18 protein-coding genes and 1 tRNA gene are annotated in these 22,989 nt (G+C 35.3%); 8 read left to right on the top strand and 11 right to left on the bottom strand.

Going from position 1 to position 22,989, the window contains the following annotated elements:
* Positions 1-59: 59 nt before the first annotated feature.
* From P3F56_RS10535 to lipA, 4 genes are all read right to left on the bottom strand, one after another.
* Entirely contained in the window at positions 60-275 is a 216-nt protein-coding gene (locus tag P3F56_RS10535) for an MltA domain-containing protein (protein WP_405054785.1), read from the bottom strand.
* Between the two features lie 736 nt (positions 276-1,011).
* On the bottom strand, positions 1,012-1,890 hold the full coding sequence (locus P3F56_RS06955; RefSeq protein ID WP_281152176.1) for a lipid kinase: 879 nt from the start codon (positions 1,888-1,890) through the stop codon (positions 1,012-1,014).
* A gap of 338 nt (positions 1,891-2,228) precedes the next feature.
* The gene (larE, locus tag P3F56_RS06950) at positions 2,229-3,047 is read right to left on the bottom strand and encodes an ATP-dependent sacrificial sulfur transferase LarE (protein WP_281153755.1); all 819 of its coding nucleotides are present in this window, start codon (positions 3,045-3,047) and stop codon (positions 2,229-2,231) included.
* 2,539 nt (positions 3,048-5,586) lie between these two features.
* A complete protein-coding gene (lipA, locus tag P3F56_RS06945) occupies positions 5,587-6,456 on the bottom strand; it encodes a lipoyl synthase (RefSeq protein WP_281152175.1) in 870 nt (289 codons plus the stop codon).
* Between the two features lie 84 nt (positions 6,457-6,540).
* Here lipA and P3F56_RS06940 point away from each other — a divergent pair.
* The 3 genes from P3F56_RS06940 (at position 6,541) to P3F56_RS06930 (ending at position 7,874) form a co-directional block, all read left to right on the top strand.
* A tRNA-Pro gene (locus P3F56_RS06940) sits at positions 6,541-6,614 on the top strand.
* 807 nt (positions 6,615-7,421) lie between these two features.
* Positions 7,422-7,727 (top strand): hypothetical protein, encoded by a 306-nt coding sequence (locus P3F56_RS06935; protein WP_281152174.1) that lies wholly within the window; start codon positions 7,422-7,424, stop codon positions 7,725-7,727.
* Positions 7,728-7,745: 18 nt separating this feature from the next.
* Positions 7,746-7,874 (top strand): hypothetical protein, encoded by a 129-nt coding sequence (locus P3F56_RS06930; protein ID WP_281152173.1) that lies wholly within the window; start codon positions 7,746-7,748, stop codon positions 7,872-7,874.
* A gap of 650 nt (positions 7,875-8,524) precedes the next feature.
* On the opposite strand, the gene P3F56_RS06925 is transcribed toward P3F56_RS06930, so the two are convergent.
* The 4 genes from P3F56_RS06925 to P3F56_RS10305 all read right to left on the bottom strand — a co-directional run bounded on the left by P3F56_RS06925 (position 8,525) and on the right by P3F56_RS10305 (position 11,704).
* Positions 8,525-9,238 carry an LmeA family phospholipid-binding protein gene (locus tag P3F56_RS06925; protein WP_281152172.1) on the bottom strand — a complete coding sequence of 238 codons (714 nt, stop codon included), beginning with the start codon at positions 9,236-9,238 and terminating at the stop codon, positions 8,525-8,527.
* A 50-nt stretch (positions 9,239-9,288) separates the two neighbouring features.
* On the bottom strand, positions 9,289-10,254 hold the full coding sequence (locus P3F56_RS06920; RefSeq protein WP_281152171.1) for a succinylglutamate desuccinylase/aspartoacylase family protein: 966 nt from the start codon (positions 10,252-10,254) through the stop codon (positions 9,289-9,291).
* Positions 10,255-10,264: 10 nt separating this feature from the next.
* The gene (rimK, locus tag P3F56_RS06915) at positions 10,265-11,170 is read right to left on the bottom strand and encodes a 30S ribosomal protein S6--L-glutamate ligase (protein ID WP_281152170.1); all 906 of its coding nucleotides are present in this window, start codon (positions 11,168-11,170) and stop codon (positions 10,265-10,267) included.
* 348 nt (positions 11,171-11,518) lie between these two features.
* Positions 11,519-11,704 (bottom strand): hypothetical protein, encoded by a 186-nt coding sequence (locus P3F56_RS10305; RefSeq protein ID WP_342637131.1) that lies wholly within the window; start codon positions 11,702-11,704, stop codon positions 11,519-11,521.
* Positions 11,705-11,939: 235 nt separating this feature from the next.
* Between P3F56_RS10305 and P3F56_RS10530 the strand changes: the two genes are divergently transcribed.
* Both P3F56_RS10530 and pheT read left to right on the top strand, forming a co-directional pair.
* On the top strand, positions 11,940-12,149 hold the full coding sequence (locus tag P3F56_RS10530; RefSeq protein WP_405054746.1) for a hypothetical protein: 210 nt from the start codon (positions 11,940-11,942) through the stop codon (positions 12,147-12,149).
* Between the two features lie 2,286 nt (positions 12,150-14,435).
* Positions 14,436-16,874 carry a phenylalanine--tRNA ligase subunit beta gene (pheT, locus tag P3F56_RS06900; protein ID WP_281152169.1) on the top strand — a complete coding sequence of 813 codons (2,439 nt, stop codon included), beginning with the start codon at positions 14,436-14,438 and terminating at the stop codon, positions 16,872-16,874.
* Between the two features lie 977 nt (positions 16,875-17,851).
* Here the strand turns inward: pheT and P3F56_RS06895 are convergent.
* The 3 genes from P3F56_RS06895 to P3F56_RS06885 are packed head-to-tail and all read right to left on the bottom strand — an operon-like array spanning position 17,852 to position 20,365.
* Positions 17,852-18,784: an NAD-dependent epimerase/dehydratase family protein gene (locus P3F56_RS06895; protein ID WP_281152168.1), complete on the bottom strand. Its 933-nt coding sequence runs from the start codon at positions 18,782-18,784 to the stop codon at positions 17,852-17,854.
* Between the two features lie 2 nt (positions 18,785-18,786).
* Positions 18,787-19,551: an ABC transporter ATP-binding protein gene (locus P3F56_RS06890; RefSeq protein ID WP_281152167.1), complete on the bottom strand. Its 765-nt coding sequence runs from the start codon at positions 19,549-19,551 to the stop codon at positions 18,787-18,789.
* A gap of 7 nt (positions 19,552-19,558) precedes the next feature.
* On the bottom strand, positions 19,559-20,365 hold the full coding sequence (locus P3F56_RS06885; RefSeq protein WP_281152166.1) for an ABC transporter permease: 807 nt from the start codon (positions 20,363-20,365) through the stop codon (positions 19,559-19,561).
* Positions 20,366-20,542: 177 nt separating this feature from the next.
* Here P3F56_RS06885 and petP point away from each other — a divergent pair, with 177 nt between their 5' ends.
* The 3 genes from petP (at position 20,543) to chlG (ending at position 22,928) form a co-directional block, all read left to right on the top strand.
* Positions 20,543-20,737 carry a cytochrome b6f subunit PetP gene (gene petP / locus P3F56_RS06880; protein WP_281152165.1) on the top strand — a complete coding sequence of 65 codons (195 nt, stop codon included), beginning with the start codon at positions 20,543-20,545 and terminating at the stop codon, positions 20,735-20,737.
* 26 nt (positions 20,738-20,763) lie between these two features.
* Positions 20,764-21,861, top strand: coding sequence for a Get3/ArsA fold putative tail anchor-mediating ATPase NosAFP (locus P3F56_RS06875; RefSeq protein WP_281152164.1), 1,098 nt, complete (start codon positions 20,764-20,766; stop codon positions 21,859-21,861).
* Positions 21,862-21,947: 86 nt separating this feature from the next.
* Positions 21,948-22,928 carry a chlorophyll synthase ChlG gene (gene chlG / locus P3F56_RS06870; protein ID WP_281152163.1) on the top strand — a complete coding sequence of 327 codons (981 nt, stop codon included), beginning with the start codon at positions 21,948-21,950 and terminating at the stop codon, positions 22,926-22,928.
* Positions 22,929-22,989 lie beyond the last annotated feature (61 nt).

The raw sequence follows: 22,989 nt of genomic DNA, 5'->3' as shown, positions 1-22,989 counted from the left end.
AGTCAATTGTTTCTTGGTAAGATCAATTTTTATAACTTCAACCCCATATTATCTACAAATTATTTACTAAAACTGACGTATGGATAATCTGTACTGCCATCATAACCAATACTTATAGTAGTCTTATCAGTTAACTTTAGTTTGGCTGATCCTTGAACCGGTACTAAATGAGCTTCGAAGCAATCGCTCATCAAGACTAATTCATTTCCTCTGAGCAGACTTGCCTTTTCTAACCTATTTTTGCCTTCTAATTCGGGTCGATTTGGGTGGGAAATTGATTATTAATCAAGGTCTTTTCGTTTGTAATGTAACGGATAAAGATATTGGGAGGTGGTTGACAACTTACTCGATAAGTAGGTCTAAAATAGCCCGTAAACAAAACAATTCTCTGATTATCATTACCAACAAACTAATAAAGAATAAATCCCTCTTGAACTACCTTTTATAATTTTTGGGAACTTTTCAATAATTCTTTAAATCGGATCGAAGATCGTTGAACGCGACCGCGGATAATTTCGAGGACGGAATAATTTTGATAAACTTCTTGAGCATTGAGATCTTTTAAACAGAAAAAAATGTTCGAGTTTATACCTAGTGGATTAATTTCCTACTAGACTACGAGGGTAGTCTATACTAGCTTTAGCGAGTAAGGAATCTAATTATTATTCAACAATTTAATTGCTAGTTTGGGAATAATGACTGTGAGTATTCTAGACATGTCCATGCTCGAGCATGGATAAAAACTCGTCCAAATCTAGCCAATTTATTTATCGGTAAATCGCTATCCAATTCCTTTAAACTAGAGTATAAAAACAATTAGACCCGCTCTTGTCTCATTCAACAATATAGCGAAACTTACATATATTAATCAATTTACTAGGGACAAATCTCGAGCTTCTTATCAAGAAGCTATCCTATGATAAAAAGCTGTATAAACAAAGTTATCATAAAATTATTGGTTAACAAAAACATTTGATAGGTATCTGTCCATAGTTTTTATTAAAGAAAACCCTAAATTGAGGAAGGAACTAAGACTCCTAAAGCGTGCGGAACCACCCGAAACGCAGCCGGAGTTTGGCTCGTGATTTCTCCATCGGTATTAATGGAATGGGCTTTACGGGTATAAATTTCCATTGTTTCTCCTTCAATAGTTCGTACCCACGGTAATACCCCATGTTGTCCTTGAGGAAGTCTCCATAGCAGAGGGAATATTTGCCACCAATAGTTCAATTCTAGACTATAGAGATCTAACCTTTGGTCATCGATAGTTGCATCCTTGGCAATTGCCATTCCTCCTCCATAAAACCGCCCGTTACCCACCGCAATCTGGATGGTTTTAACACGGACCGATTTGTCATTAACCACAATTTCAGCATTAAAAGGACGAGTTTGTCCAATCACTTGCAACGCGGTCATGGCGTAGGCTAAAACACCCCAACGGCGTTTTGCTCCTTTCGATAACTTTCCAGTTATATCTACGCTTAGTCCTAGACTTGCTACGTTAAAAAAATGTTTCCCATTGACGCAACCGAGATCAATATATTTAAGTTGGCCTTGAGCAATCACTCGACACGCCTGTTCAACTGCAAGAGGAATTTTCAGGGTGCGAGCTAAATCATTAGCAGTTCCTAAAGGTAAAATTCCCAAAGGTAGTTTCATATCCACTAAACTATCCACTATTGCATTTAAGGTTCCATCTCCCCCCCCTACAATCACCAAATCTATACCATCTCTGTGACGGCGCATTAATTGGGACACATACTCAGGACTTTTAACTGGAACGGTAATTAACTCAAAACCTAGGTCATTTAAGACATCCACCGCGTGAGCGAAGCGGTTTCGACCTTTGCGAGCATGGCGATTAATTAGGAGTAATGCCCGTTTTGTCATAAGTGTAGGGCTGAGTTAGTAAATTATTAATAGTTTATAGCAATTCTATTCGCAGACGAATGTCTGAACGAGATAATGTATATTCAGGAACAGAAAGTGCACTCCACTCTAATACTGTTCAGTAGATAGTAATTTATACTACAATCCTGCAAACCATTATTTTTACATTAATTATTATCGAGGTTATTTATGAATAAATCGGAGAAATATGGGTATTTTCTCTACTAAAAGTCACTTACTTTTAGATCTTGCTTAAAAGAGACTAATCTTTTTTGTAAGCAAAATACGGAACTAGTTGAGAAGTGACCGTACTGACTTTTTTGAAAATTTGGGGGTTCTCATTTAGGTGTAATTGCGGTTAAAACTTGATTTAATTTTCCACTACGATGACCTTCTAGGTCCAGGGTAACATACATAAAGCCATAGTTTTGAAATTGAGTGACTAATTGAGATAAATTAGTAGTAAGAACAAATTCTTTGATCTGGTCTGGTAGTAATTCAATTTTAGCCGTATCTCCTTGGGAGCGAACCCGAAAATTTTTGTAGCCTAACCTGCGTAAGTAAATCTCTGCCCGTCCGACCCGTTGCAGTTTACTAACCGTAATTTCTTCCCCATAGGGAAAGCGGGAACTTAGACAAGGTTGAGCGGGCTTGTTCCACCAAGGAAGCCCTAATTCTTTGGATAATTGCCGAACATCAGCTTTAGTGATACCTACTTCCGCAAGAGGTGATCGTACCTCTCGTTCTTTAGCTGCTTGAATCCCAGGGCGATAATCGTAAATATCATCAGCATTTACCCCATCGACTACGTAGGGATATCCTCGCTGTGAAGCTAGGGGTTTTAAGGTATCGTGGAGTTCACTTTTGCAGAAATAGCAACGGTCAATGAGGTTGGTAGTATAATTAAAATTATCTATTTCGTGGGTTTCTACCCACTCATGGGCAATGCCTATGGCAGCTGCTTGGGTTTTGGCATCTTCTAACTCCTCAGGGAGTAAAGAAGGAGAGACTGCCGTTATTGCCAAAGTGCGTTCTCCCAAGACATCATAAGCCACTTTAGCGACCAAGGTACTATCAACGCCTCCAGAATAGGCAATTAATACTCGTTCCATCTGACTAAAAAGAGTTTTAATTTGTCTTAATTTTGCTTCAATCATCGTCATGATATTTTTACTGTTAAGATCTTTCCTGTTCTCTAGGTTAATTGGTAATTGGATAGTAAGGCAACTTCCTTAAGTTGAGCTAAATTACATGACACGATTGATCCTAACCTTGTCCATTTATGACGACAACTTGGGTGACTTTGAACTTGTTAGAGGGGTTAAGATAGATTTTTTATATCTTCTTTTTATAAGATTAGTGTTTGTATCAATGTGAGAACTAATATAGTCTAGCTAGATTTTACTTTCATATTTATTGACTTTTTGGGTAAGCTTAACAGCATTAATATTACACGGTAGATTTGGAAAATTTGTTTAATTGAACGTCGAGCTACTATACGAAAACTAGTACTATCACCAATATCAAGAATTATGGATAGTCAGTCTTACTAAAAGAGAAACGTAAAAGTAAAAAAGAAAATTTTTAATTCTTAATAATTGCCTTATAAAAGACAATAATTATTGTATAGAGAATCTCCTAATTTTTTTGTATTTAAATTAAATTGTACTAAACTCAACATTTCCACTTATTTTATACCTATGATGCAAAATTCTGAACTCGGTTTAATTAAAAATATTTAAAATTTAGAATAATTCATCATTACCCATCATTAGATTTTCAATAAGATAGGAATAGTTTTATTGATCTAAAAAACAAACCTAACAGTAATTTATCTTTATTGTAGTTTGAGCATCAATAAATTTTATCAAAATAAAAAACTGATTATTAGAGATTTGCATTAGGCAGATCAAGCTCTCTATCTCAAGATAGATCGTCGTAAAATGAGATGTAATCAATATGTTTTCACTTTGACAGAAGAGTCAGCTTTTTTTTAAAAAAAATAAAAGATACTGAAAGATTTCAATCTAAAATTATTAGAGAGATTGTAAATAGTTAAATTTAAAATCTAGACCCGAAAAGCGTGGTAAATAAATTATAGATATAAACAATACTCAAAGATTTAGATAAAAAATCACAGATGGAAAAGTTTTAGGGCTTAAAACTTTTTTTTAAAAAAAATACTGTTATTTAAACAACAAAAAATATAATATAGCATTAATAATTTGAGACAAAAAAAGGGTAAAAAATACAGAAATAAGAAAATTGAGAATGGTTACAAGCTTATATAAAACAGATTTTTTAAAAATCAAAAATAATATTATTAATCTTAGTAAAATCTATCCATCGTCAATCAAGTTACTATAAAAATATAGGATAATCATAAAAAATATACAGAGAATTAAGTTTATACCTAAGAGAATATCCATCATAATATCTAAAAAAAAGAAGCTAAATAGCTTATTTGTATATCTATCAAGAAAAAAACATAATTAAACACGGAAAATATTGTCATTTATCTTGACCTAAATAAAATAAAAAGAATAAAATTATCGTAGCTAAAAGGCTGCGTATTTTAGATATAAAAACAGAAAAATAAAATAATTACATATTTTATACAAGGGATATTAGAAGGCGTTAAAAATTAATCTAAGTTGATTAAAATAAAAACTTATAAATAAAAATATTTTTTAAAGTTTTAAAATTTAAGTTTCTTAAATCGGTATTTAACTAGCTTAATATACGTCACCATTTATGCATAAATAGGAAATTTTGTTTTTAAAATTTGACATTAACAACAGAATATAGATGACTGGCAAAACTCTACCTAACAAGAGACTAATAAATATATTTAGCTCCTCTTATAGACTTGAATTAATAAAATAACAGAAAAAATACCAGTTTAATAAAACTATTTTTATAAAAAAACAAAGAAAGTTAGTTCGTCCATAAGCTTGTCTTTTAAGATATTTAATTTTATGATTGATTACTTTTACATTTTTCCGAGATTAAATTGGAAAAACAAGCTATATTATATGTTGTAATAGCTAGATAATGTTCCTTATCTCCTAAGATTAGGATACCTTGTTTCTACTTTTTATATCGTAGTTTTTTGATTAATTAAAGAATATTTACTATTCATTTTTTTGCCAAGTTTTTTTTGTTAAGTTTTCTTATTATTCTTTTTTAAAATTTTCTTTGGTGGACTTTCACTTAATCTGTTTTATGCCATTAAATCTGTCCTCTCCCATTTGGGAATTGGGAATCATTTATTTGACGACATTTGTATACGACATCCGCAATCCATACTAACTTATTCTATTTAACTCAACAACTCTGAACCTAAACTAAAAAAATATCCTGCTATTATCTCTTTATTTCTTTTTTCTCAAAAGACAATCGGTTTTCAATTTCCTATATATACTAAGATTGCCGTATAGTTTACTCTTCTTTTTTTATCTAACTTGTGTTCATAGTTGTGTAAAAATTTACCTAGATGTTATTCTAGGTTTTATAAACATAAATATCACTAGATTAGTTAGTTTAACAAATTGAGATCAAATCTCAACTACGATAGAAAAAATAACAGGACATAGGGACTAATTATAGTGTTACTAATACTAATCACCTGCGTTAGTTTAATCGGATAGCAAACCCAGAGGTAAAGATTTAAATATTTTGGTATAAATTGAGTTTTTAGCGGGGATATTGTTTCATTAACTCTCGGACTTGTTCGGCATGGTAAGAACTACGAGTTAAAGGAGAAGACACTACTTGTAAAAATCCGATAGATTCGCCAAATTTGCGCCAGTCATCGAATTGGGTTGGATTAATGAAGGCGTGAATGTCTAAATGCTTGGCAGAAGGTTGTAGATACTGTCCAAGAGTCAGAATATCACAGTCAACTTGGCGTAAATCTAGCATAACTTGACGGACTTCTTCATCGGTTTCCCCCAAACCTACCATGAGGCCAGATTTCGTATAAATTTGGGGGTTCAATTTTTTAGTCTGTTGCAGAAGTTGGAGTGATCGTTGATAATCTCCTTGGGGGCGAACTCGTCGATATAAACGAGGAATAGTTTCTGTATTGTGGTTAAGCACTTCCGGTTGTACTTTTAGAATAATAGCTAAACTTTTCCAATCACCACATAGATCAGGGATAAGTACTTCAATAGTTGTCCTTGGAGAAATCTTCCGGATTTCTTCGACACAGCGTACAAATTGAGAAGCACCTCCATCGGGCAAATCATCTCGGTTAACTGAGGTTATTACCACATGATTAAGGTTAAGGTGTTTCACCGCTTTAGCCAAGTTTAGGGGTTCAAGGGGCTCTAAAGCTTTAGGTTTTTTCTCAAAGTCAATGTTACAATAAGGGCAGGCACGAGTACAGGCTGGCCCCATGATCAAAAAGGTAGCGGTTAGTGTCTTAAAACATTCCCCAATATTAGGACAAGATGCTTCTTCACAAACAGTATTAAGTTCCAAATCTCGTAACGTTTCCTTGACGCGGCTAACTCGTTGCCATTGGGGGGCTTTTACCCTTAACCATTCTGGTTTAACCGTCACGTCCTACTTGCTCCTATGATAGTACTATCTATACCAGTGTATCTCAAAGAATATGGTAGTATATGTTGAGGAATCTATTGCCTACGGGATGTGGCGCAGCTTGGTAGCGCACTTCGTTCGGGACGAAGGGGCCGCTGGTTCGAATCCAGTCATCCCGATTTGTTGTATACATTTTTAAATTAAATGTCATTGTTCATTGATTGTTATCGCTCTTTAACACTTGAGAGTTGTTACTTGTACGGAAGTTTCACCATCACAGAAAACATTAGTAAAAAAAGCTTCAGTTGTTTTCACTTGAGATTTAGATAATTAATATAATTGTTTCAAGGCTCTGTGATAGGATTTAATTTTCCTACAAATGAGGGATCTAATTCTCTAGAATCAAAACAATTCCAATTCATAAATTCGGATTTTTCATATCGGAAAGTTATATAGTAACGACAACTTCTGTTATTTGATAATATTCCTTAACACTTTTTCTATCAAATCTATAAAATTTAAATTTTCTTAAAATTTTCTGAATAAATTGCTTAGCTCATATTTTTATCTAAGTAAGAATCTATTGGTACTATGACAATAGATATCCAAAACTTCAGCAAAATGTATAAAAGTACATATTTTTACTCTCATGGTAGATAATAACAAAATTTACCCAGACTCAATTTTGTTATTGAGAGTTTACTCTAAATTATTATGATTTTTCTCCTTGTAATAAAAGTTATGATGTTTTTGTTTTAAAGTTTCGTCACAAGAGTAATAACCGCGATTTTAGATCAATGCTAGCTTAAAAATGGACTCGAAAAATGATTAGTTTAACCAATGGTTATCCCGAAGTTCAGGAGCGATAATCCTAATATAGCATTAATAGAGCGGTCCGTTGAGCTCATTTCCCCCGACGTTGTCATAGACAGCACTGAATGAGAAAGATAATTGCAAGCGTCGCTTCATTAATGTTACGAGGACTTATGAACAATTTTCATCCCCATTTCAATTCTACAAGTGCGGAATTAGAAAAAGTAGCTATCAATCGATTTCGTAAATTGGTTAGAGTATTACCTTCTCAATGCCATATTTTTCGAGAATCTTGGGAATTGTCGACAGTTGTCTGTCTAGATTGTAGTCAATGTCCTGATTTCCTCAACGAATTATCCTCCTCTGAAGAGGAGATTATTCAAGCGATTCAACAATTAGGATTAGCTAATACAGTCTTGTTTCGCATGGGAAATAAGTTAATAGGATGGAAAGCAATCACCTCATCACAATCAACTTAAGAGTTTTAGACATATAAAATGGGGCAAGGGTTTGATCATTATCAACATGATATTGAGAAAGTTGAAGGCTTTTTTGTAGGAGAAGTGCGAGTATGTCTGGTGTACACTAATTCGGTATTAATGGCGATCACCCCGGCTTTTTTATAAGAACAGATTTAGAGATTGCAATAAAAATGCTCGGCCAATGAAGACTGCTTTACCTAGATATTTTTTAAAATCGATGATACTCATACTTGGCTACATCAGCTTACCGTTTCCTTTTATCTTCTATACAGTCAATCATGCTTTGTATGAAGGTTTAATTTAATCCGCAAATACTTCCCAATCTATATGAAGTCACTTAGGATATCAGTTACGTTTACAAAAACCTCTTATACAAATAATTTTGAGTGTAGTGATCAATTAATTATTTTATTTTTAAATATCACAAAGTTTATAGATATTTAAAAATAATGTGTCTAAAAAGACTAGGGCAAAGCAGTTCTCTCTTGTTATTAATTATTAATCAATAATCTAATTAAGATAAATTTATCTATGGATTTTGTAATAAAAAGCAAATAGTTATAAATTTTTGTCAAAATTAAATTGATTAATTAAATTTATTTAAAAATAAGAAACATAAAAAATCTATTCTTCAGTAGTAGAGCTGCTGATAAGGGACTTTTATTTCAATAAATAATCAAAGATTTTAGAATCTTAATAAAATTTAATTCTGCTTATTTATCCTAAAAAAGTATTTTTTATAAAAAATAATTACGATTAATATCGCGTTTAAGGGTAAAAACCATTGTTGATTATTAAGGGCGAATTAACAATTGCGCTTGACAAAATAACTGATTATTTCCTAAATTTAAGGACTCAATCACCACATCTGAGCCTAAATCTAATTCTAATTTATCTAAAGAATTATCAATTAAGTCCGATAGTCCTTCCATTTTAAGGAGAATTAAGCGTAAACTTTTCGAAGAAATTAATTCTAATTGTCCCTCAATAATAATCCGTGTAGATACTTCATTTTTAGTGACTAATCCTTGTAATGTAAAACTTAATTGACTTAAGGTTACCCCCTGCCAAGTAATTTCATAATAGTCTAAAATCTGCCGAGGATCACTAACGCCTTGATATGCTAGTAAAGCGATCAATAATTCTTGAAAAGCATCACCCAATAAAGAAGAAGTTAAAGATGCTTGTAAATCGTTTTCACTTAATTTAACTTCCCCCCAAATTTGGATCGGTTCGAGTAATCGCAAAGGTTTTCCTTTAATCACTTGACCAATATTGATGCGGATATTTTTTCCTGTAAGATCTACTTGACCTAAATGTAATCCTTGATAAATCGCACCTTTAGTCTTAAGAAGAATTCCTGGAATATGCCCTCCCAAAATCTGGGAATCACTTCCTTGAATCTTCATTTGTAGGGTATCTACGTGGTCGACTTGGGAACGCAACCATAATTGGACTGCAGGAGAGATAAGCTTACTGATAATATTACTGGGTTGACGAATCCACATAATGATTGATTAAATTTCTTAGTATCGACTTCTTGTTATAACGTAATAACTCAGTTAAGGATAGCTAAATGAATAATTCCATCACCCTGACTAACCAAAGGATTTTGAGTATATCCAATCACGATCCCATTAACACTGGCACGAATCTTGATGCTACTTTCACCGAAAGCGTCGGCAATAATTCCCAGCTTCTGCTTTTTCAGGACTTTTTCTCCTAACCCTACCTCTAAGCGAAAAATTCCACTACGGGATGCTCGTATCCACTTAGATTTATCTACTTCTATTGATATGACTGGCATTCGTTCCGGAGAAAACTGATACATTTCTAAATACTCCATAACTCGCTCAATTCCTTCGACTCCCATTCGAATAGCCTCTACATCAAATCGTAAAGCTTCACCCCCTTCGTAAAGTAGTATCGGAATACCTCTTTTCGTCGCTGCTTGTCTTAGGGAACCATCACGAGTCATCGCATGTACAAGTAGGGGTGCGCCAAATGCCTGGGCGCAGCGACGCGTTTCTGAATCTTGAAGGTTAGCGCGAATCTGAGGGAGATTAGTCCTATGCATAGAAGCCGTATGTAAGTCGATACCGTATGTGCTGTGGCTAACAATCTCTTTCATAAATAGGTATGCCAAGCGTGAAGCAAGAGAACCACTTTTAGATCCGGGAAATGAGCGATTTAGATCTCTTCTGTCGGGTAAATATCGGGATTGTCCAATCAGACCGAAGACATTAACAATAGGTACAGCAATTAAGGTGCCGTGTAATAGTTGTGGCTCAACATTTTTAACCACCTGACGGATAATTTCTACCCCATTGAGTTCATCCCCATGAATAGCCGCACTGAGCCAAAGTTTGGGTCCTGAGTTTAAGCCATTGATTACTGTAATAGGGAGAGAAACCCAGGTTTGGGTAGGTAAGCGTGCAATAGGAAGTTCTAAACGACGACATTCTCCCGGTGCGATCGTCTCTCCTGCAATTTCAATGAATTCTGACTCCAAATTTTCTGTCAATCTTGACCTCTTAATATTGAATGCGACCACGGTTTTTTCCCGAGGTGGTATTTTTTGCCAAAAATTCTATAATCTTTCCTGCTACGTCTATCTCTGTTGTCTTTTCAATTCCTTCTAACCCTGGGGAAGAATTGACTTCCATTACCACCGGACCCCGATTAGAACTAATCATATCTACTCCAGCAATTCTCAACCCCATTGCCTTAGCAGACCGTACAGCAGTACCTCGTTCTTCTGGGGTTAACTTAATTTTCTCGGCCTTCCCTCCTCGGTGTAGGTTTGAGCGAAATTCCCCGTCTGCGCCTTGTCGTTTCATCGAGGCAACTACTTTGTCCGCGATAACCAAACAGCGAGTATCTGCGCCCCCAGCCTCTTCAATAAATTCTTGTACTAAAATATTGGCATCCAATTTCCGGAACGCTTCAATAACTGACTTAGCAGCTTGGTAAGTTTCAGCCAATACCACGCCAATTCCTTGGGTTCCTTCCAGCAATTTAACCACCAAAGGTACACCGCCGACAATTTCAATTAAGCCGTCAACATCTGTGGTAGCATGAGCGAAGCCCGTAACAGGTAATCTAACTCCTTCACGGGCAAGAATTTGTAAGCAACGGAGTTTGTCCCTAGAGCGAGCAATGGACTGGGATTCGTTGGCACTAAAAACTCCCATTATCTCAAACTGTCTTACCACTGCAGTTCCATAGAATGTCCTTGATGCACCAATGCGGGGAATAATTGCGTCAAAGTTTTCCAGAGGTTGACCTTGATAAACTACTGAAGGTTTTTGAGATGCAATGTTCATGTAACAACGTAGGTAATTAACAACACGCATTTCATGTCCCCGTTCTTCTCCAGCTTCTACAAGACGCTTGGTAGAATAAAGAGAGGCATCTTGAGATAAAATAGCTATTCTCATATTGTTTTCCTCAGAAACTTTGCATAAATGATTTTCCTGCGTTCACCATAAGGCTTTCTCACATTGCTTGACAGCCCAATAGCATCCAAAAACCAATCACATCTCGATTAGTTAAGGTTAGTTCAATGAGCCATTGCTAATCCCCCAATTTCACTACTGTCTCAATTACGACCCGTGATTGAGGATGTCTTGTCGAACTTCTGACTTTTCTATGTTCTAACATTTCAACCGAGCTTCAGCACTGATAGTTTATTTCGTATCCCGTTGATAGGAATGGACCTTGAATCAAACCATTTCTTTTTAATTTTGAGTAAAAATTTCGATAGCAAAAGCTTGAAGGGCAGACACTCACGTTCCTGTCCCAATTTTTGCCTTAATTTCCCTAATTCTCAGTTCTGTTAATGCTATTTGCTGACGCCAACCAATCACTGACAATTGATGTCTTTGGTGAACCATTAATGTTTCTCCTGGATAATCTGGTTTGCTTAACTGGTAATTCTTAATTATGAGAATGATAATGGTTTTAGATGTCATTATTCAAGAAATCTTATGGTGGTTTGTGTCCAAACTAGTTTTCCAGATTTAACAATAACTTGTCTTAATCTTAGATCGAGTATCAGATAACGATAGAAAACAGTCTAGAACGCTATGATGGAGAGATTATCCTCGTTGAGGAACGTTCAGAAGCACATAGTGTTATCGCTAAACTTCATTGATTTATTTAATATTTTTGCTTAGAGATATAGATTTTCGTTTATACAATAGTGATTTGCGAGTTTGGATTGAGGAATATCAATGTGGGACTTATGTTGATTTGATTGTTGTCAACAACTTCCCAGATTCCAATGGTGATCGCAATGATAAAATTGTTAATCCTCTGTTCATTGTTGAAGTTATATCTCCCTCTACTGAGACTTATAATCAAGAAAAAAAGTTTAGAAAGTGTCGCTACTTTTATTTTTTTGTGAATATCTACTAGTTAGATAAACTCTTATCTTGAATAAGATTACAACCATGCTCTTAATAGTAAGTAATTGCTGCCAATCACAAGTTTACTCTATTGCTGAACAGGGGACTGTACTTGACAGTTTAAACCTAAAATTTCCTCTGATTGAAACGTATTGCCACATCCATTTTTAAGTTTATTTTTTCAAAGAACAATCATATTAAATATGATTGTTCTTTGAAAAAATAGTAAGATTATTGTAGTAATTTACTATAATCAGGGTAACAGTAACATCTGATATCAGTGAACTAAAATTTATGTTTTTAAGGTAGAAAGAATTTATTCTGTAGTGTTAGTAGATTTAGATAAAGAAGTTACTGTAGGAATTATAGAAACAAAAAAAATCAAAAAAATATACTAATCTCTAAAGGTTTAACCCAAACGTTTAGAGATTAGTATATTTTTTTGAAAACCCCATAAGAATGTTGTTCATCAATTAATACCACAGGCTGAAGTATAACACTACGCATCATGGTTAAAATACTGATATAATTACAAAACTTTGTAAGTAAATTACCACCTTACAGTAAGGTCATTGCTACAGTAGCAAATAAATTTCGTATGATGTAACAAGTTGATACTCAAGATAGATAATCGAAGGAAAATTTTTAAATGAGAGGCTCAAGAGCTTAAAAGTACTAGTCACAAATAAAAAATCTTGTCAGGGTTAAATAAAAGAGAATGTGTTTGACATACAAGTAAAGAAGATTTTTTAAAAAGCAGAAAATAGAATCAAAACAAATGTATTGAACTTAATTTTTTTTCATATATATACCGATTAAAAGATATATTTATAATATTTTTGAGGTAACCTAAGACTAGGTATTAGGATTATTTAAATTTGCTAACTAATCTAAAAAAACTATGGTATAATCAGGCGTTAGATTAGAGAGATTATTGACTATTTTGACCAAAGAACAGGAAAAGATATCAATAATAAATTGAGCTGTATTAAAAGCAGAACTCATGAAATGATAAATTTTGTCAATTTTCAACTCTAAAGTCTATTAACTTAGCATTTCATTAGTTAATTTCACATCATCAGTCCGGTAAGATCATAGTTTTACTATTAAATCTACAAGAACAGGAAAATAATTCCAATAATTTTTTTGCTAATTGGTAAGTTTTTAGTTTTGTACAAAAAATATTATTTTTCGTTACCAGAAGATTTTTTCATGTTTTGCTTTTTTAGTCATAATATTGACTAAAAAATTTTAATAGTGATCTTTAAAATTTGCTACCAATAAATAGTTTATACATCAATAATAACAGTTTTCTTGTAACTTCTACATTATTTCAGTTACTATTTAGATTTTTAGCTTACCTACTTAAAATTCAGTTAAGAATCTGTGTATTATTGGCAATTTTAAATCTTCGTTGTTCAATTATTCGGTCTTTGAGAATTTAGATTAGTATTTCTTGCTGTTTCATAGAAACGGTTATTACTTCAGCGAATATGTAATCTAGATAATTTAATAATAGCATTCTATACTTCATCGCCTTACATTGTGTCATATAATCAATTTTTTTATTTTTTTCCTAAAATAACCCTGGAAAAGGGTAAAACACAAAGGCGATAGAGTTAGCAAAATTATAATCTTTGGTTATTTGATTAGAATTATACTCATTTGCCCACTCGATTGAAAGTCATTACCACCGAATAACTCCAATTGTTCTCAGCTACTATCTCGGGTAAAGAATTTATTCATCTAGGAATATTTCTTTTTCCCATCGTAGAAATCAAGACAATAATATTTAGCAACGTTATTTTTTTACGGACTATTCATCATAAACATAATTTACACAGATCTTTGGATTATACTGACTTTAATACTGTTAACTAAAGTTAAGTATCTTGTTCTAATTTAAAAATAAAAAAATAAATATTAAATTTAATTTTCATGTAAAAATAACTAATTATAAACATATAAAAAATATCTTTTAACTAATCTTAAAGTAGATGAAATCACACTGGATTATACGCTGCAAACTAAAAAATAATTTTCTCTTGAACAAAAAGTACAGATATTAAATATGCTACTATTAGCTAATATAATTCTTTTTCTACAAGAAATCTTATTAGAAGTAGAAAAGAGAATGAGTTTAAACTAATTTGTGTTTATAACTAAAAATAATAAGTGTTTTCAGATTAAATGCACCCAGTTATAAACGATCATCTCTTTAACTACAAGATAGACCACAGAGAAGGTAAACTAAGAACTGGTCACGATCGTAGACAACAGATAAAATTAAAACACCATGAAGATTTCGGTCAACTGGCTAAGGGAATTAGTAAATATAACCCTCTCTCCTGAAGCATTAGCAGATATTTTAACCACAGCAGGATTGGAGGTCGATCAAATAGAAGATCGTCGTCAATGGGCAAATGGAGTAGTTATTGGCAAAATCATTGATTGCCAACCCCATCCCAACGCAGATAAATTAAGCATCTGTAAAGTAGATATTGGTAGGGAAACCTATTTAAATATTGTCTGCGGTGCACCTAATGTAGCATCTGATAGCATTGTTCCTGTGGCTACCATAGGAACTTATTTGCCCAAAATTGACCTGAAAATTAAACCCGCAAAACTTCGAGGAGTTAAGTCTGAGGGGATGATCTGTTCCCTTGCTGAAGTTGGTTTATCCAATAAATCCGCTGGAATCCATATTTTTGAGGATGATGCCCCAGAATTAGGAGCCGATGCTCGTCCTTTGTTAGGATTAGATGATGTCATCCTTGATATTAGTCCTACTGCAAACCGCGCAGATGCGTTGAGTATGGTGGGAATTGCGCGGGAAGTTGCAGCATTAACAGGTGAAGAATTAAACTTGCCAGAATCTCCGAAAGTTTCCTTCCCTAAAAAGTCCTCCTATTCCCTCAAAGTTCAGGTATCAGACGGAAATGTTTGTTCTGCATATATGGCAACCGTCATTGAAAACGTGAGAATTGCACAGTCTCCTAAATGGTTGCAAAACAGACTTGAAGTAGCAGGAATCCGTCCCATTAATAATGTAGTGGATGTAACAAATTTAATTTTGTTAGAATGGGGACAGCCTCTCCACGCATTTGATCGAGATAAACTGGAAACCGTTGCAAAAAAAACACCGTTAACGTTAAGGGTACGATTTGCAACAGAAAAAGAAACATTAAAAACCCTAGATAAGCAAGAAAGAAATTTAAAATCTGTTAATTTAGTTATTGCTGCTAATGATCAACCTGTTGCTTTAGCGGGAGTTATGGGAGGATACGAAACCGACGTGGACGACACTACTCAAAATGTTGTCCTTGAAGCCGCTTTGTTCGATCAGCTGACAATTCGTCGTTCCTCTCGTTGCCAGAGTCTGCGTAGCGAGTCTTCTGCAAGATATGAAAGGGGAATTAATCAATCTGAGTTAGAAATAGCGTGTAATCTTGCGATTGATCTAATTGCCAAGTTAGCAGAAGGAACCCCCGTTACTCAAGTTATAGAAGACAATCGCCCCGATTTGTCAACCGAATCCATTCTCCTAAGATTAGAACGGATACATCAAATTTTAGGGCCAATTAAAAAAGATGGTACAACGGCTAATGTGACAGCAATAGATGTAGAACGTATTCTAGTCAATCTAGGATGTGATTTAACCCCCGTCAAAGACAGAAATAATGTTTGGAAAGTTTCGGTTCCTTCCTACCGGTATCAGGATCTAAAACGGGAGATTGACTTAATCGAGGAGGTAGCGCGTCTGTATGGTTACGAGTATTTCTGTGATGAACTACCTGATAAAACCGAACCTGGAGGACTCTCTTTTGACTATCAGGTTCAACGTAAGGTTCGAGAAGTGTTGCGCGCGGTAGGGTTGACGGAAGTTGTCCAATATTCATTAGTTAAACCAGAAAAAGCGGATATTATCATTACTAACCCCTTATTTGCTGAATATGCAGCGTTAAGAACCAATCTACTTGATGGTTTAATTGATGCATTTACTTATAATCAGTCTCAAGGAAATGGTGCATTAAATGCTTTTGAAATTGGGCGAACTTTCCGTATAGTTGAGGGAAAATATCGAGAATTTGACGAAGTTGTGGGAATTATGGGTGGTGATATGTTCCCTCAAGGACGGTGGATTAACAGCGGAAAGTCGGTTCTCATGAGGTGGTATGAAGCAAAAGGTATACTCGAAAGTGTCTTTGTCAGGTTAGGGTTAGACGTAATCTACCAACCCTATGATAGCGATGAAAGGTTACATCCTGGCCGGACTGCATCTTTATGGGTTGGTAAAAAACAATTAGGAATTTTCGGACAATTGCATCCTCAATTACGACAAGAAAAAGATTTGATTGATGCAGTATATGCTTTCACACTGAATTTCAACGTGTTGTTAGAAACGTTGGGACAAGAGGAGTTGATAAACCCTGTTTTAAGTCCCTTTTCTATCTATCCCGCAGTGGAACGAGATTTAGCCTTTTTTGCGTCCTTAAAAGTTTCCGTTGCAGACTTAACTCAAGTGATGAACAAAGCAGGAGGGAATTTACTTGCAGGGGTTGAATTGTTCGATCAATATCAAGGTGAAAATGTTCCTGAAGGAGAACGGAGTCTAGCCTTCACTCTAGTTTATCGTGCAGACAATCGTACTTTAACTGATGAGGATGTTGAACCGGTTCACGACAAAATTCGCAACGCTTTAGTGAAGAAATTTGAGGTAACACTTCGGAGTTAAATGAATCTAAATGTTGGGGTTCAACTATAGATGATAGGGTTTTTCATTGTTTAAGTTGACCCTATTAAAACTCGAAAATCATTACGATTCCCAATCAAATCTGGATTGATACTAATATTCTATCGTTATAGTTAAATGCTAAAAAAGTAACATTATAATAAACTGCTAACATTGCTTAGTGATTGACGCTTTAAAATCAAATATCGACTAGTCGTAGTTTCTAAATATGAGCAGATATTAAGAATAGAAATAGCTATATTGGTTTAATTTTAGAGAATATTGATAATGTGATTAATATTTTTTGCCGTTGCTAAATTATCAGAAACTATTTTATTTTGAGTGCTCCATATCAATAGAGCCTGACGATGACTTTTCCATTGAATTATGAGTAGTTTTTCTCTATAAATAAATATTTTTAGTCCACTATGTCAACGATCCCAAATATTGGCTAAATGCGAAAATATTTTTATCAAGTAACTTATAAATATCGCTTTATTTGCTCAGATTTATTCTTGTTTTATATAAAGACTTAAATTTTGAGTAAAAAATATGAGAATAATGGTTATAAAACAATTATTATACTTGTGTATTTCTATTGATCATTTTAATAATATTTCTAAGCGACCACTTATTTTAAAAATCACAAAGATGAATATTGCATTTTTATGATTACTAGGGCTTAAGTTTCTATTGAATCTAAAGATGAGAGAACTTTTAATCAAGCTATACAATTATTCAACTATTTTAAACTCATAAATTAAAAAGAAGATAACTAAAAAAATAATGAAAAAATTACAACGCGGAAGTCGCACAATGTAATCTAAGCAGCGAATACCCTTCATTATAATCTCAAATTATTAACCAATAATACTAATAACTTTTAGTTTAAACAATATTTATTGATTAAGATTATTTATACTCTTTTAGCTTGATTTAAAAAATGAAAAAGGGAGTTAATAATAACTCCCGCTTAAGCTTTAAATGTTAGAATAGAGAGTGTTTCGCAAAATTGTATAACCTTTAATTAACTCTTTAATCCCGCGTCCTAAAGACCAATCTGTTTCAAATCCAGTATTAAGAATCCGAGCATTGGAAACGATATAATCTCGTTTGTCAGGGTCTTCCCCAATAGGAGCTTCTAAATAAACAAACTTGGGCATATATTTTTTGATTTCTGCGCACAACTCTAACTTTGATAAGTTAGCATCATCGAGTCCCACATTGTAGGATTTGCCTTTCATCGACTCAAAATTTTCAATTCCATGGATAAACACCTTAGCCACATCCCGAATATGAATATAATTTCGCTTAAAATGCCCTTCGAAAATCACTACAGCACGATCATAAAAAGCACGGTAAACAAAATCATTAACTAGGAGATCTACTCGCATTCGAGGAGACATCCCAAATACTGTAGCTAAACGAAAAGTGATACTATTTCCCCTCTCTAAAACTGTCTTTTCTGCATCCACTTTGGTGGTGCCATAGAGAGAAATAGGACGCAAAGGAGATTCTTCAGTGCAATACTTACCTGATGTCCCAATACCATAACCGCTATTAGTAACAGGCATCAAAATGCGTTGTTCTGGACTTGCTAAGTCACAGATTAGTTTAACCGCTTCATAATTAATGGTTTTGGTTCCTACCTGATCTCGACCACACAGAGGTGCACCTACCAATGCAGCTAAAGGAATGATAACATCCGTCTCCCGAAGCAACTCCTTGATGGTAGATTCATCACGACAATCGCCACGGACTATATTAAATGTATCGTATTGACAACAATCAGCCAGGCTATTTTGGCGGAACATAAAATTGTCCAAAACTGTCACTTCATAGCCTTTTGCCAATAAAGTTGGGGTCAGAACCGACCCAATATAACCCGCGCCTCCAGTGATTAATATTTTCATAGTTATTGATATAATCCTATCTCTTGATTTTGTTGAACTGACGTTAGATAACAATCAATTGTCTCATCCGTGTCACCCTCAAAGCGAATTTTACCGCGATCTAACCAAATAGCGCGATCACAAGATTGTTTAATAAACTCCAATCCATGAGAAACCACCAAAATAGTAGTGTGATGGCCCCATAATTTATCCATCCGTCTTTGACATTTGTGCTTAAAGCTTTCATCTCCTACTGAAAGGACTTCATCAAGAATTAACACATCGGGTTCAATATCAGTAGCAATGGCAAACCCCAAACGAGCTGTCATTCCTGATGAAAGGGCTTTGACAGGAGCCCAGGCATATTCCTCTAACTCAGCAAAGTTTAAAATGGATGCGACCCGCTTCTTCATATTTTTGCGAGAGAAACCTAACATGACCCCATAAAGAATGACATTATCAGTTACGGATAATTCCGCATCAAAGCCTGCTCCTAATTCAATTAAGGGAGCAATTTCTCCCTTAACTCTGACCTGCCCTGTAGACGGCTGTAAAATACCACAGATAACTTTGAGCAAGGTGGATTTCCCCGAACCATTAGCTCCAATAATGCCAACTTTTTCCCCCACTTTCACTGTTAAGCTAATTTGGTCGAGAATCAACTTTCTTGAGGGTTGGCGATACTTCCCTTCTAAAAAAGACAGAACAGTTCTCTTCAAATCATAAGAGAACTCCTCTTGGGTTCTGCGGGATAAAGAAACTTGATCGAGTCTAATCACTTCCGTCATGTAATTTCTAGAGCAAGTCCATAAATTGGTTTTGCCAGGCACGAAAACAAGTCCACCCTAGCATTAAAAGAATAATTCCATTGAGAAATGAATGCCCAATTAACATCAAATCAGGCAAAGTCCCTGATAAAGAAATTTGACGAATACTTTCAATAATAGGAATTAAGGGATTTAGTAGTAAAAAGGATTTCACCTTAGTGGGAACGATTTCGGCCGGATAGAATACGGGCGAGCTGATCCAAAGTACAAAACAAATCAACTCATAAAAATAAGGCAAATCTCGAAAGAACACAAATAAAGCACTTACTAAAAATCCGACCCCCGTACAAACTAGACTTAAAGCAATTAGGGGAAATACTAACGCCACCACATTAATAGGATTTTTGTTAATTAGTAAAGTGACTATTGCTAATAAGGGTAATGGACCCATCACAAATTGAAAGATATTAGCCACAATCATTGAGACAGGAAAAATAGAGATAGGAAGTCTGATTTTATTAAGCAAAGGCCCATTTCCTACCACACTGCCTAGAGCCTGATTGGTAGCTGCCGAGAAAAAGTTAATCACAATCAGCCCTGTAAACGCTGCCAGAACATAGTTTAAGGTAGAATTATTATAGTATCTGGCAAAAGCCGTCCCAAAAATTGCGGCATAAAGCCCTGTCATGATCAAGGGGTTGAGCAACGACCAATAGACTCCTAAAAACGAACCTCGATAACGTCCTTTTAAATTGCGTTCAACTAAAATATGGAGTAGCTCTAGATATTGCCTCAGAGGCAACCATTTCGGGCTAGCTTGTGCCGATAAGCTCATAATGGAAATCGGAATGATAAATCATGATTTAAAGGGGTATTGTATTCAATGTCAAGACCTTTGTCGAGTCGTTTATTAGTAGACACCTAGATTTTAACTGATTTTTTAAGATGAACATAGGGCCGGATTCGGCTAAACTAAGAAATGTTTCATTACTTTGATTGAAATTAAGTGAACATGAAAATCGGGCAGAAAGTTCAAGTTTACCGTCTTCGGGATCGAGTATCCAAAGATATCGTTAATAAACTAGGTCAACAAGGAACCGTTAAGGACTTTAAAATGACTGATGGTAGTGGCATTGGGGCAATTGTTCAGTTTACTGATAAAACTGCGGTTTGGTTCTTTGAAGATGAATTAAAACCGGTTGAATAACCAAAAAAGATTAATTAGGAATTCCCATGACTTTGATTTTGACTTTTCTAGGTAAAGGCGATAGTCATCAAAGTTCAGTGTCGATCGCAACTGCCCAAAAACTATCCAAATTAGGGTCACGGGTTCTCTTGGTGGGACAAAACCCTGGACCGACTTTGAGCACTCTACTTGAGACCCCTGTGAATGCTTCCCCAACAGAAGTATCGCCTAATTTGACTGCGGTTAAGTTATCCTCAACTTTGCTGTTAGAGAAAGGATGGGAAAAAGTTAAAGAATTAGAATCCCAATATTTACGGTCGCCGACTCTGAAAAATGTCTATGGTCAAGAATTGGGTATTTTGCCAGGGATGGATAGAGCTTTATCCCTCAATGCCCTATGGGAATATTACCAAAGCGGTAAGTACGATGTTATTATCTACGACGGTGACAGCCCTCTAAGTACCCTACGGATGTTTGGAATTCCAGAAATTCTCAGTTGGTATCTACGGCGATTTGTTCAGGTATTGAAAGAATCAGATGTGGGGAAAACACTTTCCCCCTTTATTCAACCAATCACTAGTGCAATCTTAAATGTCTCTTGGACGGCCGATGATCTTACTCAAGGACCTACTAATCGCGCCAATGATATCTTAGGGAAATGGAAAAAGGCTTTGGCTGATCCTAGCCGTGTGGTAAGCTATTTAGTGACCACTGATGATGAATTAGCGATCGCTCAAACCAAATATTATTGGGGTTGTGCTCAACAGGTGGGGTTAATGGTCAAAGGAGTTTTGGTTAATCAAGGTCAAGTTAGTGATTCTCTGTCCCAAGAATTCTCTCCTTTATCAGTGACATCTATTTCCAGACTGACAGGAACAAATTTGCAATCTCTACAGGATACTTTACCGGATTTTCTCGCTGATTCTATGCCCCCCCAACCTATTACGGTCGATGCAGTTTCTAGAGAAGTTAGAGTATTTTTACCAGGATTCGATAAAAATCAAGTTAAACTGACTCAATATGGGCCAGAAATTACCATTGAAGCAGGAGACCAAAGGCGAAACATTGACCTGCCTGTGCCTTTACGGGGACAACCTGTTAGGGGTGCAAAATTCCAAAATCACTATTTGATTATTTCTTTCTAATTCCATGGGCGTATTCCAGATACGCCCATGGTCAGTTTCTTAGTGAATTCATTATTAAATGCCATTGTATTGATTCATAATTGCTTATGTCTGAATTTTCTATATCTGATACTGAAGATGAGAGGAAGAACACCCGTCAACTACTAGGGATGAAGGGGGCAGCTCCCGGGGAAACATCGATTTGGAAATTACGACTGCAATTGATGAAACCGATCACCTGGATTCCCCTGATTTGGGGCGTAGTCTGTGGCGCAGCCTCGTCAGGAAAATATGTCTGGACGCTTGAAAACGTCCTTAAAATAGCCACTTGCATGTTGCTTTCAGGACCATTGATGGCTGGCTACACTCAAACTACCAATGATTTTTATGACCGCGAAATCGATGTCATTAATGAACCCTATCGTCCCATTCCGTCAGGGGCAATTTCTGTTCCTCAAGTAGTCACTCAAATTTTAGTGTTATTAGGGGTAGGATTAGTCCTAGGATACGCTTTAGATATCTGGGCAGGTCATAAGTTCCCCACGATGTTTTCTTTGACCCTAGGAGGCGCACTTGTGGCTTATATCTACTCAGCCCCTCCCTTAAAATTGAAACAAAATGGCTGGTTAGGAAATTATGCCCTTGGTGCAAGTTACATCGCTTTACCTTGGTGGGCTGGTCACGCTTTATTCGGAGAGTTAAATTGGACAATTGTGGTCCTAACCATGTTCTATAGTTTGGTAGGTTTGGGCATTGCGGTCGTTAATGATTTTAAGAGTATCGAGGGTGATCGTCAGCTAGGGTTAAAGTCCCTCCCGGTTATGTTCGGAATAAATACGGCAGCTTGGATTTGTGTGATTATGATTGATGTCTTTCAAGTCGGGGTTGCTGGCTATCTAATCTATATCCATCAAAACCTCTATGCGGCCATATTGTTATTGTTAGTGATTCCTCAAATTACCCTCCAAGATGTGTATTTTCTGAGAGATACTCTGCAAAATGATGTCAAATATCAATCTAGCGCACAACCATTTCTGGTTTTAGGAATGTTGGTTACGGGGTTAGCGTTAGGTCGTGGAAGGGTTTAAGTGACTAAAATCTTTTTTACTCGCCTTTTACAACAGACGAAGTAATACCAGAAAGTCTTCA

Source organism: cyanobacterium endosymbiont of Epithemia clementina EcSB (assembly GCF_029919255.1).
Classification (GTDB): Bacteria; Cyanobacteriota; Cyanobacteriia; order Cyanobacteriales; family Microcystaceae; genus Rippkaea.
Note: the sequence above shows the minus strand (reverse complement) of the source record. Positions and strands in the feature narration are given on the sequence as shown.